General features: G+C 61.9%; 13 protein-coding genes. 6 read left to right on the forward strand and 7 right to left on the reverse strand.

Translation table 11 applies throughout. The features are described 5' to 3' along the window. Position 1 precedes the first annotated feature (1 nt). Positions 2–868 (reverse strand): CAP domain-containing protein, encoded by an 867-nt coding sequence (locus JJN09_RS11290; protein ID WP_249490188.1) that lies wholly within the window; start codon positions 866–868, stop codon positions 2–4. Positions 869–1,008: 140 nt separating this feature from the next. After that, the gene (locus JJN09_RS11295) at positions 1,009–1,779 is read right to left on the reverse strand and encodes an alpha/beta hydrolase (RefSeq protein ID WP_249490189.1); all 771 of its coding nucleotides are present in this window, start codon (positions 1,777–1,779) and stop codon (positions 1,009–1,011) included. Between the two features lie 112 nt (positions 1,780–1,891). On the opposite strand from JJN09_RS11295, the gene JJN09_RS11300 reads away from it, so the two are divergent. Beyond that, positions 1,892–2,836: an aldo/keto reductase gene (locus JJN09_RS11300; RefSeq protein WP_249490190.1), complete on the forward strand. Its 945-nt coding sequence runs from the start codon at positions 1,892–1,894 to the stop codon at positions 2,834–2,836. Positions 2,837–2,845: 9 nt separating this feature from the next. Here JJN09_RS11300 and JJN09_RS11305 read toward each other — a convergent pair whose 3' ends face one another. Then, positions 2,846–3,742, reverse strand: a complete 897-nt coding sequence (locus JJN09_RS11305) for a LysR family transcriptional regulator (protein WP_249490191.1) — start codon at positions 3,740–3,742, stop codon at positions 2,846–2,848. A 148-nt stretch (positions 3,743–3,890) separates the two neighbouring features. Between JJN09_RS11305 and JJN09_RS11310 the strand changes: the two genes are divergently transcribed. Next, positions 3,891–4,916: an NAD(P)-dependent alcohol dehydrogenase gene (locus JJN09_RS11310; RefSeq protein ID WP_249490192.1), complete on the forward strand. Its 1,026-nt coding sequence runs from the start codon at positions 3,891–3,893 to the stop codon at positions 4,914–4,916. A gap of 154 nt (positions 4,917–5,070) precedes the next feature. Then, positions 5,071–6,267 (forward strand): MFS transporter, encoded by a 1,197-nt coding sequence (locus JJN09_RS11315; RefSeq protein WP_249490193.1) that lies wholly within the window; start codon positions 5,071–5,073, stop codon positions 6,265–6,267. Here the strand turns inward: JJN09_RS11315 and JJN09_RS11320 are convergent. Further along, on the reverse strand, positions 6,264–7,157 hold the full coding sequence (locus JJN09_RS11320) for a LysR family transcriptional regulator (RefSeq protein ID WP_249490194.1): 894 nt from the start codon (positions 7,155–7,157) through the stop codon (positions 6,264–6,266). The genes JJN09_RS11315 and JJN09_RS11320 overlap by 4 nt on opposite strands. Positions 7,158–7,270: 113 nt before the next feature. Here JJN09_RS11320 and JJN09_RS11325 point away from each other — a divergent pair, with 113 nt between their 5' ends. The 3 genes from JJN09_RS11325 to JJN09_RS11335 all read left to right on the forward strand — a co-directional run bounded on the left by JJN09_RS11325 (position 7,271) and on the right by JJN09_RS11335 (position 10,573). Next, positions 7,271–8,671: an amidohydrolase family protein gene (locus tag JJN09_RS11325; RefSeq protein WP_249490195.1), complete on the forward strand. Its 1,401-nt coding sequence runs from the start codon at positions 7,271–7,273 to the stop codon at positions 8,669–8,671. A 13-nt stretch (positions 8,672–8,684) separates the two neighbouring features. After that, positions 8,685–9,164 (forward strand): DMT family transporter, encoded by a 480-nt coding sequence (locus tag JJN09_RS11330; protein ID WP_249490196.1) that lies wholly within the window; start codon positions 8,685–8,687, stop codon positions 9,162–9,164. 164 nt (positions 9,165–9,328) lie between these two features. Then, the gene (locus tag JJN09_RS11335; protein ID WP_249490793.1) at positions 9,329–10,573 is read left to right on the forward strand and encodes an OprD family porin; all 1,245 of its coding nucleotides are present in this window, start codon (positions 9,329–9,331) and stop codon (positions 10,571–10,573) included. 43 nt (positions 10,574–10,616) lie between these two features. On the opposite strand, the gene paoC is transcribed toward JJN09_RS11335, so the two are convergent. Genes paoC through paoA form a run of 3 tightly spaced genes read right to left on the reverse strand, consistent with a single transcriptional unit; the run spans position 10,617 to position 14,406 of the window. Further along, positions 10,617–12,815: an aldehyde oxidoreductase molybdenum-binding subunit PaoC gene (paoC, locus tag JJN09_RS11340; RefSeq protein WP_249490197.1), complete on the reverse strand. Its 2,199-nt coding sequence runs from the start codon at positions 12,813–12,815 to the stop codon at positions 10,617–10,619. Then, a complete protein-coding gene (locus JJN09_RS11345; protein WP_249490198.1) occupies positions 12,812–13,768 on the reverse strand; it encodes a xanthine dehydrogenase family protein subunit M in 957 nt (318 codons plus the stop codon). Before JJN09_RS11345 ends, paoC begins: the two co-directional genes overlap by 4 nt. After that, the gene (paoA, locus tag JJN09_RS11350) at positions 13,765–14,406 is read right to left on the reverse strand and encodes an aldehyde dehydrogenase iron-sulfur subunit PaoA (protein ID WP_249490199.1); all 642 of its coding nucleotides are present in this window, start codon (positions 14,404–14,406) and stop codon (positions 13,765–13,767) included. Before paoA ends, JJN09_RS11345 begins: the two co-directional genes overlap by 4 nt. Positions 14,407–14,625 lie beyond the last annotated feature (219 nt).

Consider the following 14,625-nt stretch of genomic DNA (forward strand, 5'->3'; position numbering starts at 1 on the left):
CTCAAGGCGCACCAAACACCATCGTCCAGTACACGCCTTCATCACTGCGCGCCTCACTGGCAAAACCGGCGCCGACCTGGGTGAACATCGGGTTCATCAGGTTGGCGCAATGTCCGGGGCTGGCCAGCCAGCCGGCCATGGCCTTGCCAGGTGAGCTTTGTCCGGCGGCGATGTTTTCGCCGATCTGTCGGCCACGGTAGCCGGCAGACCGGGCACGGTCGGCCGGCATATCGCCGTCAGGGTCCTGGTGAGCGAAGTAGTTGCCGTAGGCCATGGCCTTGCTGTGTCCCAGCGCGGCGGCGCCGAGGGCCGGGTTCCAGCTCAAGGGGCGCGCGGCGGCAAAGCGCTGGCGCCCGCACATTCGTGATCGGGCACGGGCGGCGTTGACCTCGGCCAGCAAGGCTTTGCCGACGCTGCGGTTATCGCCCACCCGGCTGTCGATCACCGGGCGCGCCAGTACTACTTGCCATTCACTGCGGGCGCGGCTGATGCCGATGTCGGCATATTGCGCATCAAGCAAAACGCCACAGTGTTCGTTCTGCAATTGATCAAACGCCTCTTCGGCATCCTCGGCCCCGACGATCCTGATGCTGCGCACCGCGACCGCTGCATAACCGGAGGCCTTCAGTTGCTCGCGCATTCCGCCGCCGTAGCCATAGCCGATCGGCAACGCAATATTCTGCTTGAGCACCAGTGGCGCCAGGCGTTGTGTCGGACGCCGGTCGCAGCGTTGCGGGTGGGCACGAAGGTCATTGATGGCGGCCGCCAGTTGCCGCTCTGCACCAGCGTGGGCAATGGGGGCGAGCAAAGGAGACAGGATCAGCAGGCACAGCGAAACGAAGCGAGACGAACGGACGGCGTGGCGCATGGGACGCAAAGCTCTGAAAAAAGACAGCGCTGATAGGGAGTTAGCCGCGAAAGTGGCGCGAGTAGGACTGGCCTTTTTGCACTTGGTTCAGGAGGTGCCTGAGGCTTTCGCGGGTCGCCGACGAAGTGCGCAGGTGTCACTCAGCGGTTCAACGCATCAGTCATCCATTGCAGGTATTGCGGCCGTTCGGAAATCGAGTTGTGCGCCGAATCCGTCACCACTTTGAGCGTCGCCACACCGTCGGGAAAACTGTGCAGTAAGCGCTCGGTGCTGGCCCGTGAAACCACCTCGTCATCGCTCGCGGCCAACAGCAGCGTTGGCACACTGATGTGCGCCGCATATTTACCGGACTCGTAACGATCCTTCAGCAGCCATTTCACCGGTACCCACGGGTAATGCTGGACGGCGAGTTCGACGAGGCTGTTGTAAGGCGTGACCAGAATCAGTTGCGCCACCGGCCGCTGACTGGCCAGCCGCACCGCAACCCCGGAACCGAGGCTGCGTCCCACCAGTGCAATCTGTGGATGCCGGGCATACACCTGATCGAACAGCGCCATTGCATCCTCGGCAATCGCCTCTTCGGAAGGTGATCCACCGCTACCACCAAACCCCCGATAGTGCAGCAAATACACCGCGTAGTCGGGAAACGCCTCGGCAAACGCCGGCAGATTGCGCGATACATCCTCGGCGTTGCCACCGAAATAGATCAGCGCTTTTGCCCCGGAATGCTCGCGAACACTGACGCGAATGTCGGCATCGGGCATCGCCAGCGTCATGCGCGATTCCGCCGTACCCATGGAGCCGGACGACGGGAAATAGATCAGCGAGCGCTGAAAAACGAACAGTGCCGCGCACAGGATCAAGTACACGGCAACGATCAAAGTGACGAGCGACATCAGGGTTCTGGACATTCGGCTAACTTTAACGGGGCGTGAAGGTGCTCAGTCGCAGTGTAGTTGAGCCTTCCCGAGTGACTGCCGCCAAACACAAGGCGCAACAGATCCATCAAGCAGAGACGCGAGCATGAGCCACACTGAGGGTTGTTCCCGCCGCCGCCTGCTCACGCTGGCTGCCGGGGTTTCGGCGGTTTTCACGTTTGACCGGGCGTTGGCCACTGCCACGTCGCCGAGCGCCTCAGGAGGCCAGACCATGCAGACTCGCGCCATCCCTTCCAGCTCCGAGCTGCTGCCCCTGGTCGGGCTGGGCACGTATCGCGGTTTCGATGTCGCGCCCGGCAATCCGGCCTACCGACAATTGGCGACAGTGCTCGACGAGCTGTTCAGAAAGGGCGGCACGCTGATCGACAGCTCGCCGATGTATGGCCGCGCCGAAGAAACCACCGGCGAACTGCTGTCGATCCACGAACCGCGTTCACCGGCCTTCCTGGCGACCAAGGTGTGGACGCGTGGGCGCGAGGAGGGCATCGCGCAGATGGAGCAGTCCTTTCGTCTGCTGCGCACCGAACGCATCGACCTGATGCAGATCCACAACCTCCTGGACTGGCAGACTCACCTGCCGACCCTGCGTGAATGGAAGGAGCAGGGCCGCATCCGTTACATCGGCATCACCCATTACACGCCTTCGGCGTACGAAGAAGTGGAAGCGGTTTTGAAGGCCGAACAGCTCGACTTCCTGCAGATCAACTACGCCCTCGATGACCGGGGCGTGGAGAAACGCATCTTGCCGTTGTGCCGCGAGCGCGGAGTGGCCGTGATCTGCAATCGCCCGTTTGGTGGCGGCGGGCTGCTGGCACGGCTCAAAGGCAAGCCGCTGCCGGGCTGGGTGTCGGATGTGCAGGTCAACAGCTGGCCGCAACTGGCGCTGAAGTTTTTGCTGTCGAACACAGCGGTCACCTGCGTGATCCCCGGCACCGGCAATCCGCGCTACATGGCCGACAACGCCGGCGCGGGGTTCGGGCCGATGTTGACTGATGCGCAGCGGCAGCAGTTGATTGCGCTGGTGGCTTGAACGGGTGGGTCAAACCAGCGCCTGCCCGGGAAACAGATGTTCCTTGAGGAAATCGATGAAAACCCGCAGCTTCAACTGCGGGTGTTTGCCTGAAGGCCACATGATCCGATAGACGCCCGTCTCCGAGCAGTCCGGCAGGACCCGTTGCAATTGGCCGTTGGCCAGCGCTTCGCCGACGCAGAAGTCCGGCAGATAGGCAATCCCCAGCCCTTGCAGGGCAAAGCAGATCCGCGCTTCGAGATTGTTGCAGACCATCGAGGTCGGCAGCGGTAGATCCACTTCCTGGCCAACCTCGCGCAACGGCCAGACCTGAAGCTTGCCGGTGTTGGGAAAGCGAAATTGAATGCATGAATGACCGAGCAGTTCACTGGCCTGCTGCGGCACGCCGTGGGCCTGAAAGTATTCCGGGGCACCGACCATGATCATCCGATAGCTGCCGATCAGGCGCGACGTGAGGCTGGAGTCGCGGACATCGCCGGCACGCAACACCGCGTCGTAGCCTTCCTCGATCACATCGACCCGGCGGTCATCGAACGTCAGGTCAAGGTCCACCGCCGGATAGGTCTTCTTGAACCGGGCCAGAGCCGGCAAGAAAGGCTCGCCCACCAGCGGCAGGCTGATCTTCAGGCGACCGCGCGGGGTCGCGTTGGTCTGGGAAAACTCGACTTCCGCCGCTTCGATCTCGGCGAGGATGCGCAGGCTGCGCTCCAGAAATCGTGTGCCGTCGTCGGTCAGTGTGACGCTGCGGGTGCTTCGGTTGAACAGGCGCACACCGAAGCGTTCCTCCAGGCGCACGATGCTTTTGCCAATGGCCGAGGCTGACACCCCGAGCAGGCGACCGCTGGCGACAAAGCTGCGGGTTTCCGCCACTGAAACAAACACGTTCAACGCAGTCAGGCTGTCCATCACGACTCTCGAGTTCACCGAAGGCGATCAATTTACCTTAGTCATTGCGGAATAAAACGTCCGCATATAGCGGAGTGTCGACCTACTTAATCGGCAAGGGGCATGGCTTCTATCATCGGTGCCACAGTCATCCACCGAGTTCATTGCCATGTCCGACACAATGCAGCGCTGGGAAATTTCCGCTTTCGGCCTCGACAACCTCAACCGCGTCCAGGCTCCGCTTCCGGCACCGAAGGCCGGGGAAATTCTGGTGAAAATCGACGCCGTCTCACTCAATTACCGCGACACCCAAGTGGCAGAAAACGGCATGACCGCCGCGCTGAGGTTTCCCTTCACGCCGGCGTCGGACATGGCTGGCACCGTGGTGGCGGTCGGCGAGGGTGTGACCCGCTTCAAGATCGGCGAGAAAGTCATCTCCACTTACATTACCAACTGGATCGACGGCAATCCGAAGACTTGGGCCGAGATGCCGACCCAGGGCGGGCCGATTCCGGGCATGCTGGCACAGTACGTCGTCACGCCGGCCGACTGGTGCGTCCGCGCACCGAAAAACCTCAGCGCGGTCGAGGCCAGCACCTTGCCGATTGCCGCGTTGACCGCGTGGATGGCCCTGATCGAGCTGGGCCATCTTCACGCCGGGCAAACCGTGGTGGTGCAGGGCACTGGCGGTGTCTCGCTGTTCGCCGTGCAACTGGCGGCGGCCAGCGGTGCGAAAGTCATTGTGACCAGCAGCAGCGACGCAAAGATCGATCAGGCACTCGCGCTGGGTGCCACTCATGGCATCAACCGCACCACCACACCGGACTGGCACACCGCCGTACTGGAACTGACGGGCGGACGCGGTGCCGACCACATTCTGGAAATGGCCGGTGGCGACAACCTTGGGCGTTCGCTGCAAGCGGTGGTGCCCGGCGGCCGGGTGTCGATCATCGGCCTGCTGGACTCCGACGAACTGCGCACACCGATCATGCCGTTGCTCGGCAGCCGCGCATCGATTGTCGCTGTAGCGGTCGGGCCGCGCCGGGCGCTGGAGGATCTGGTGCGGATGATCGATCACCACGAGATCAAACCGGTGATCGATGCGACCTATGCCTTCGACCAGGTGCCCAAAGCGTTCGCCCATCTCAATCGCGGGGCGTTCGGCAAGGTTGTGGTCGATTTCAACAAATCCTGAGTACGACACAACTCAACTGTGGGAGCGGGCTTGCTCGCGAAGAGGGAGTGTCAGTCGGCAACAATGTCGCTGACCCACCGCATTCGCGGGCAAGCCCGCTCCCACAGGATTTTGTGTCGCTCGGTAGATTTTTTTCTAACTGTGATGAGTGTTTATGAATCGTTCTCCCCATCCCATGTCCGTCATGCCCTTCATCATTCTCGGGCTGTTCGGGCTGTACACCCTGGAGCTCGGCGTGGTCGGCATCCTGCCGCTGATCGTCGAACGCTTCGGCGTCAGCGTCGCCCAGGCCGGGCTGTTGATGAGTCTGTTCGCGTTTATCGTGGCGTTGTCCGGTCCGTTTCTGGTGTTGCTGTTTTCGCGTTTCGACCGCAAGAAAGTGCTAGTTGGCGCGCTGTTGTGTTTTTCCGTCAGCAGCGTGCTGTCGGCCTATGCGCCGAACTACTCGACGCTGATGGCGCTGCGGATTGTCCCGGCGATGCTGCATCCGGTGTTCTTCTCGGCAGCGTTTGCCGCAGCGATTTCGTTGTATCCCAAGGAGCGTGCCACCCACGCCACTACGGTGGCGTTCATTGGCACCACCCTCGGTCTGGTGTTCGGCGTGCCGATCACCGCGTGGGTCGCCGGGCGTTTTTCCTATGAGGCGTCGATCCTGTTCTGCGCGGTGGCGACTTTGCTGGCGGGACTCGGCCTGTTGCTCAGGCTGCCTCGGCAAACGGCTGCGCCAGAGAGTTTCGCCAGCCAGTTGTCGATCCTGAAAAAGCCTGCGGTGTGGCTAGCGATCATTGCCACGGTGTTGGTGTTCACCACCAAGTTCGCGGTGTACAGCTATGCCGCCGAGTACCTGAAAAATCAAACCGGCCTGGACGGTGAAACCATCAGTTTTCTATTGGTAATTTTCGGGGTGGGCGGGGTGCTGGGCAACCTGCTGGCCGGTCGCATGCTGGCGACGCATCTGGTGGCGACGGCGGTGCTGTTTCCGATTCTGCTGAGTATCGCGTACCTGATTCTGGCCACGTTCGGCAGCGCGTCGCTTGGCTCGATGCTGTTGATCGTTCTGCTGTGGGGCGCGATTCACACCAGCGGCATGATCATCACCCAGATGTGGCTGACCAGCGCCGCGCCCGAAGCGCATTCGTTCGCCACCAGCCTGTATGTGTCGGCCGCCAATGCCGGAATTGCGCTCGGTTCATGGATCGGCGGGGTGTTCATCGACACCTGGGGCCTGCCGGGCACGATCTGGTGCGGGTTGCTGTTTGCGCTGTTGTCGTTGCTCACGATTGGCGCCAGGGCGATGTTCTACGGCGGTCACCAAAAGCGCCCCGACCTGTGCGGTGCAAGCGCCGCTTAGTGAGCCTTGCGCAACGCGGCGATGAAGGCCTGCAGCGCCGACGACATCTGCCGGTTGCTCGGGTAATACAGATAGAACGCGGGGAAGGGTGTCGACCACTCTTCCAGCAGCGCCACCAGCGCGCCGCTGTCCAGTTCGTCCTTGATCCATTCACGGATCCATACCGTGATGCCCAGCCCATCCAGCGCCGATTGCATGGCAACGGCGCAGTCGCTCACCACCAGTGAACCCTTCACACTCAACTCGAACGGCATGCCGTCGCGGAAAAACCGCCATTTGTATAAGCCGGTTTCGCCGGAGCGGCGCCAGTTCACGCAGCGATGATCCAGCAGATCGGCAGGCTCGTTCGGATGACTTTTGCCCTCAAGGTATTGCGGTGAAGCAATCGCGATCTGAGTCAGGGGTTCGCTGAGCTTGAGCGCGACCATGTCCTGTTCGATGAACTCACCGAGGCGAATCGCCGCGTCGTAGCCCTGGGCGACGATGTCGGCGGTGCTGTCGTCGGTGGTCAGCTCGAGTTTGATATCCGGATAGGCTGCCTGGAACGACGGCAGGATAGGCTGGATGAAGTGCAGCATCGCCACCTGCGGAGCGCAGATGCGCAGGGTGCCGACCGGGGTGTCACGGTAATCATTGAGCTGTTCCAGCGCCGCATCCAGGTCGGCAAAGATCTCGCCCAGGCGTTCGAACAACCGGGTTCCAGCCTCGGTGGTCGACACACTGCGCGTGGTGCGATTGAGCAGGCGCACACCCAGTCGTTCTTCCAGGCCCTTGATGGTCTGGCTCAGCGCCGACGGCGAAACCCCCAGCGATTGCGCAGCGCGGGAGAAATTGAGCTCCCGTGCAACGGCGAAAAACGCCCTGAGATGGCCAAACTCTTGATCGCGCATTATGTATGTCCAGCTTCACAATGTGTGTAGGTGTTTGGGCATTCTAAATAAAGGCTCCCGGTCAGACAATGCGGCTACAGGCCAATTGGCCGACCGTAACTCTGGAGCCCACCATGTCGTTCAATGCTCATTTTGATGTTCTGACTTCCGCGCTCGAACCCTTGCCCGACGGCCAGCGCCTGCTGCTGATCAAAGGCGGAATCCTCGTTACCCAGGACGAACGCCTGGGAAATTTCATCGAAGGCGACGTGCTGATCCGTGGCACCGAAATCGTCGAGGTTGGCAACGGTCTGTCCGCACCGGACGCCGAGGTGATCGACGCCAAAGGCATGATCGTGATTCCGGGCATGGTCGACACCCATCGCCACGCCTGGGAAGGTCAATTGCGCCGGATCAATCCGAACTCGCCGACCCTGGAAGACTATTGCAACGCCACGCATTTCTCGTTCGCCAAATACTACCGCCCACAGGACATGTATGTCGGCAACCTGCTGACCGCGCTTGGGGCGATCAATGCTGGCATCACCACCATCATCGACAACTCGCACAACGCCCGCAGCGGTGCTCACTCGGACGCGGCCATCGATGCCCTGACCGACGCCGGCATCCGCGCCGTGCATGCATCGGGCGCGCCACTGTCGGGGGAGTGGGAATCCACGCAATGGCCGGGCGATTTGCGGCGTCTGAAAGACAAATACGCCGGCTCGTCCGATTCACTGGTGACCCTGGCGATGATGGCGCAGCTCGATCGCGAACAATGGGCAGTCGCCCGTGAACTGGGCCTGAGCATCGTCACCGAGTTCTTTGGCGCAGGCATGGCGGCCGAACTGGACGCGTTGCATGAAGAAGGGCTGCTCGGCCCGGACAATATTTTCAACCACTGCACCTGCTTGCCGGATCACGGCTGGTCGATCCTGCGCCACGCCGGGGTCAAGGTGAACGTCTGCCCGCGCTCCGATGCGCACTATGGGCTGGAGGACGGGGTTTTCGCCTGGCAGAAAGCCGTAGATCACGGCATGAATCCGGGCCTGAGCGTCGACAACGAAAGCTCTTACGGCGGCGACATGTTCGGCGAAATGCGTGTGGCGTTTTACCTGCAACGGGCTGCCGCACACAGTGCGCGTTTCCATGGTCAGCCCGCGCCGGAACTGGTCAGCGCCGCACAACTGCTCAAGGCTGCGACCCTTGATGGCGCCGCCTGCGCCGGACTCGACTCACGCATCGGCAGCATCACCCCCGGCAAACAGGCCGACATCGTGCTGATCCGCACCGACAACCTCAGCGTCTATCCGTCCAGCAACGCCCTGGGCACGGTGGTGCATGCCGCCGAGCGTGGCGACATCGACACCGTGATCATCGCCGGGCGCATCCGCAAACAGGCGGGTGTGGTGCTGGGCGTGGATCGCGAGCAATTGAACCGGGCGACTGAAGAGTCGCGCAGCTACCTGTTCAACGCTGCGGGCTACAGCCCCGATCCCTTCGCGGAGCACTTCGCCCCGCTGCATTCCTGCTGAGAGGTGCACGGTCATGATCCTGATTTCCTTTGCCCTGGCCTTGCTGGCCGGTGTGGCGATTGCCGTGCAAGCGGCGGTCAACAGTCAGTTGGCCGGGGCCATGACCGGCAACACATTGGCGGCGGCCTTCTACTCGTTTCTCAGCGGCATGCTGGTGCTCGGCGCGCTGGCGTGGATGCGCGGCGGTCTGGGGGATGCGTTGAGTGTGATTCCGGCGCAACCGGGCTGGCGTCTGGTCGGTGGCGTGCTCGGTGCCGGGGCGATTTTCTGCACCGTGTGGCTGGCACCGCGTATCGGCCTGGCGAATCTGCTGGTGCTGGTGATTGCCGGGCAACTGCTGTCGTCGGTGGCCATCGATCACTTCGGCTTGCTCGGCGCGGTGGTGCGCCCAGCGGCGTCGATCAAGATTGCCGGCGCTGTGGTGGTACTGCTCGGCGTGGGGTTGACGCTGTTCGGTGAACGGCTGATCGCGATGCTCACCAGGGCTTTCTGACCTGCACACATCCTTTGCTCGCGATGGCGTCGGCACGCCCGGCATCTTCATCGCCTGATAGACCGTTTTCGCGGGCAAGCCCGCTCCCACAAGGGAGTGGGTTGCCTGACTCTTCTACGAACTGATTCATAGGTGTCGCCGTGACTGCATTCATTCACTTGGGGATGCGCAATGGATTGTCGACCCTCGCCAGTGCGTTGCTGCTGGCAAGCTTGAGCAACGGAGCTCACGCGGATTTTTTCGCTGACTCCCACGCTTCATTCGAGAGCCGCAACGTCTACTTCAATCGTGATTTTCGGGATGGTCCTTCGTCCTTGCAGTCGAAGCGCGAGGAGTGGGCCCAGGGCCTGATGCTCAAGTTCGAATCGGGATATACGCCGGGGCAGGTGGGTTTTGGTGTCGACCTGCTGGGCATGGTCGGCGTGCGCCTGGATTCCAGCCCGGATCGCGCCGGCAGCGGTTTGCTGCCGGTGCGCAGCGACGGTCGTGCGGCCAACGAGTACGGCAAGCTCGGGGTGACGGCGAAGGTGAAGATTGCAAAAACCGAGTTGAAGGCCGGGTCGCTGTTTCCCGTGCTGCCGACACTGCGTCCGCAGGACGGCATGATCCTGCCGCAAACCTTTCGCGGCGCTTTGGTGACTTCGCAGGACTTGCCCGGTGTGGTGCTGACGGCGGGGCAACTGGATCGGGTCAAGGGTCGCAACGACACCAGCTACGAACCGATAGCCCTGAATAACAAGAACAACCGCTTCGTGACCAACGCCCAGGGCGCGCACCTGAATCTGGTCGGCGTCGATCGGCAGGTGAACGACAACCTCAAGGTCAGCTACCACTACGCCTCGTTGAGCGATGTCTACGATCAGCACTTCATCGGCCTAACCGATACACGACCGATGGCCGGTGGAACGGTGAACAGCGATCTGCGATTTTTCTCCAGCGAAAGTCAGGGCGCGGCCAAGGCCGGAAAGATTCACAATCAGTCGCTCAACGGCATGTTCGGCTATGCCGTCAGCGGGCATAAAGTCAGTGTCGGTTATCAGGCGATGCTCGGCGATAGCGCTTTTCCCTATATCGAAGGTAGTGACGCCTATCTGGTCAATTACGCACAGATTGGCGATTTCGCCGAAGCCAAAGAGCGTTCGTGGCAAGTGCGTTATGACTTCGATTTCGAGCGCTTGGGCATTCCCGGCCTGACCTTCATGAGTCGTTATATCGACGCCGACCACGCTCAGGTGGCGGGCAAGACCGGGCAGGAGTGGGAGCGCAATACCGAAGTGAAGTACGTGATTCAAAGCGGCACGTTCAAGGATGTTGCCTTGCGGGTGCGCAACGCGACTTATCGCTCGTCTTTCAGCCGCGATGCCGATGAAACTCGGATCCTGATCACCTACACCAAAGTCCTCTGGTGAAGCCACTCGCGCACTCGCACCCCATGCTGGTGCGCGACCGGTTTCAGATCATCGGCGGCAGCGAATCGAGAATCTTGTCCAGGGTAATCGGGTACTCTCTTACCCGTGCACCAGTGGCGTTGTAGATCGCATTCGCCACCGCCGCGCTGACCCCGCAGATCCCCAGTTCGCCCACACCCTTGGCCTTCATCGGCGATGAAATCGGGTCGGTTTCGTCGAGGAAAATGACTTCCTGATGCGGGATGTCGGCGTGCACCGGCACTTCATAGCCGGCCAGGTCGTGGTTGACGAAAAAGCCCTGGCGCTTGTCCACCGCAAGCTCTTCCATCAACGCCGCACCGACGCCCATGGTCATGGCGCCGATCACCTGGCTGCGGGCAGATTTGGGATTGAGTATCCGTCCCGCAGAGCAGACCGCGAGCATGCGCCGCACACGCACTTCGCCGGTGGCGGCATCGACCGCGACTTCAACGAAATGCGCGCCGAACGTCGACTGCTGGTACTGCTTGGCGAGGTCGGCGAATTCGATGCTGTCCTCGGCTTCGATCGCGGCGTGTTGCGCGGCGTCTCGCAACGGCACGTTCTGGTTGCCCAGCCGCACGTGGCCATCGACAAACTGCGCCTCGCCCTCGGTCATGCCCAGTTTTGACGTCACCGCTTCGCGCAGTTTCATGCACGCGGCGTAAACCCCGGCGGTCGAGCAGTTGGCCCCGAACTGGCCGCCGGAGCCTGACGACACCGGAAAACTCGAATCCCCCAGATGCACCGACACGTCATCCAGATTGACGCCCATCATTTCGGCGGCGGTTTGCGCGATGATCGTGTAGCTGCCGGTGCCGATGTCCGTCATGTCGGTTTCCACGGTGATCTTGCCGTCACGTTCCAAGCGGACCCGAGCACCGGATTTCACCAGCAGATTGTTGCGAATCGCCGCCGCTACGCCCATGCCGATCAGCCAGCGACCTTCGCGACGGGTGCCGGGGGTTGCATTGCGCTTGTCCCAGCCGAAGTGTTCGGCTCCGGTTTGCAGGCATTCGATCAGGTGTCGTTGGGAGAACGGTCGCTCGGTTTTTACCGGATCGACCTGGGTGTCGTTGAGGATGCGGAACTGGATCGGGTCGAGCTTGAGCTTTTCTGCCATCTCGTCCATGGCAATCTCCAGCACCATCAACCCCGGGGTTTCGCCGGGGGCGCGCATGGCATTGCCTTCGGGCAGATCGAGTGGCGCGAGACGCATGCTCACCAGGCGATTTTCTGCGGCGTAAAGCAACTGACTCGGCTGCGCCGCGACTTCGACCTTGCCGTCGGCGAGATTGCCCGACCAGCCTTCATGGGCGATGGCAGTGAGTTTGCCGTCCGCCGTGGCGCCCATGCGAATGCGCTGGATGGTGGCGGGGCGATGGGTGGTGTTGTTGGCGATCTGCGGTCGGGCGAGGGCGACCTTTACCGGCCGGTTGGCCAGACGCGCGCCGAGGGCGGCGAGAATCGCGTCGGCGCGGATGAACAGCTTGCCGCCGAAGCCGCCGCCGATATAGGGCGAGATCAGCCGCACCTTGTCTTTGGGCAGACCGAGCGTAGCGGCGATATCGCCGACGCTCCAGGCGATCATCTGGTTCGAGGTCCACAAAGTCAGTTGATCGCCTGACCACGCGGCGAGTGTTGCGTACGGCTCCATCATCGCGTGGGACTGGTCCGGGGTGGTGTAGGTCTGGTCGAACTGTACCGGGGCGGATTTGAAAGCAGTGGCGAAATCGCCGTGTTTGACGTCCGGCAGTTCGTCCTTTGGCTCCACGCCTTGATCACGGACGGCAGCCAGATCGAATTCACCCTTATCAATCGCGTACTCGACATGCACAAGCTGCGCGGCGGCCCGTGCCTGTTCGAATGTTTCGGCGACCACCAACGCTATAGCCTGGTGATAGTGCTGCACTTCAGGTCCGGCCAGCAGATGCGCGGCGTTGTATTTGCCCTTGCCGAGCTTGCCGGCGTTGGCGGCGGTGACGATGGCCAGCACCCCGGGGGCGGCGTGGGCCTCGTCCAGATCCATGCGCGTGATACGACCCTTGGCGATGGCCGCACCGACCATGACGCCGTAAGCCTGATTTTTTGCCGCTTCGTGTTGTTCGTAAGCGTAGGGCGCCTGACCGCTGGTTTTCAGCGGGCCTTCGATGCGGTCGGTGGGTTTGCCGATGACCTTCAATTGGTCAATCGGATTGGTCGCGGCGGGCGTGTCGAATTTCATGCTTCGTCCCCCGCTTGAGCCAGCACCGAGGCGAGCGTGCGCTCGACCAGCGTCACTTTGAACCGGTTGTCCTGGGTGGGCGTGGCGCCGTCGAGCAGTTGTGCGCTGACGGCTTTCGCACCTTGCGGCAACAGCGCTTCTGCAGCTTCGACTCGCCAGGGTTTCGGCGCGATGCCACCGACGGCGATGCGGCCGCTGCCGTCCTTTTGCAGAATCAACCCGACGGACACCAGCGCGAACGCATAGGAGGAGCGGTCGCGTACCTTGTGATAGACATGGGTGCCGCCAACCGGTGCGGGCAGGGTAACGCCGGTAATCAATTCTCCGGACGTGAGTGCGGTTTCGATGTGCGGCGTGCTGCCGGGCAATAAGTGAAAATCGGCCATGGCGATGCAGCGGGTGCTGCCATCGGGTTTGAGGGTTTCGATCTGCGCATCCAACGCACGCATCGCAATCGCCATATCACTTGGATGAGTGGCGATACAGGCGTCGCTGACACCGATGATTCCCAGCTGTCGACTGACACCGCCAATCGCCGCACAGCCACTGCCGGGACTACGTTTGTTGCAGGCCTGATTGGTGTCGTAGAAGTACGGGCAGCGGGTGCGTTGCAGCAGATTGCCGGCAGTGGTTGCCATGTTGCGCAACTGCCCCGAGGCTCCGGCCAGTAAGGCCCGGGAGAGCAGGCCGTAGTCTTTGCGCACGCGCGAGTCGGCGGCCAGATCGGTGTTGCGCACCAGTGCGCCGATGCGCAGCCCCCCTTCAGGGGTCGCTTCAATTCCGTTGAGCCCCAAATGGTTGACGTCGATCAGCTGCGGCGGCGTTTCGATATCGAGCTTCATCAAATCCAGCAGATTAGTGCCGCCGGCAATAAAGCGGGCACCTGCGATGTGCGCCGCTTGTGCAGCGGCTGCGGCGGGGGAGGCGGCGCGGCTGTAATTGAACGCTCTCATGCTGACACCTCCGCGACTTCGCTGATGGCTTCGATGATGTTGGAGTAGGCGCCACAACGGCAGATGTTGCCGCTCATGCGTTCCTGCAACTCGCTGGCGATCAGTTGCGGCGGCTCGGTCAGGCTGGGACTGACATGACTGGGAATGCCGTCACTGATTTCCTGGAGCACCGCCACCGCCGAGCAGATCTGCCCCGGTGTGCAATAGCCACACTGATAACCGTCATGCTTGATGAACGCGGCCTGCATCGGATGCAGATGGTCCGGCACGCCGAGGCCTTCGATGGTGGTGACCTTGGCGCCGTCCTGCATAACGGCCAGGGTCAGGCATGAATTGATACGCCGGCCATCGACAATCACCGTGCAGGCGCCGCACTGGCCGTGGTCGCAGCCCTTTTTGCTGCCGGTCAGGTGCAGGTGTTCGCGCAGTGCATCGAGCAGCGTGGTGCGGGTATCGACATCAAGGGCCTGCGGCTTGCCGTTGACCTCGAGCGTCACTTTGGTCATGGCCGGTTGCTCCAGATTGGCCGCGTAGGCCTTGAGGCTGATGAAGGGTGGCAATGCGAACGCCGTTGCGGTCACGGCGCCGAGAATCAGGAACCTGCGGCGGGATAGCCCCGACGGCGGATGATCGTTCATGGCTGGGCTTCCTCTGATCAGGTCGGCGGGTTGCAAATGACCCGCACATGCACGCCGGCGTGGTTGCCAGTCTTGGTCTGTTCTAGGAGTGACCGCAGAGGAGAGGAAAAGGTTTTGTCGGATTTTTTGCCTTGGCGTCAGTCGTGTCTCCGTGGCAGACAGAGCGATGAACGGTCGTTGTCGACCTGTGAATCATCGTTCATTTCCCCGGTCGTATCA

Origin of the sequence: Pseudomonas sp. HS6, assembly GCF_023375815.1 — a bacterium.
GTDB lineage: Bacteria > Pseudomonadota > Gammaproteobacteria > Pseudomonadales > Pseudomonadaceae > Aquipseudomonas.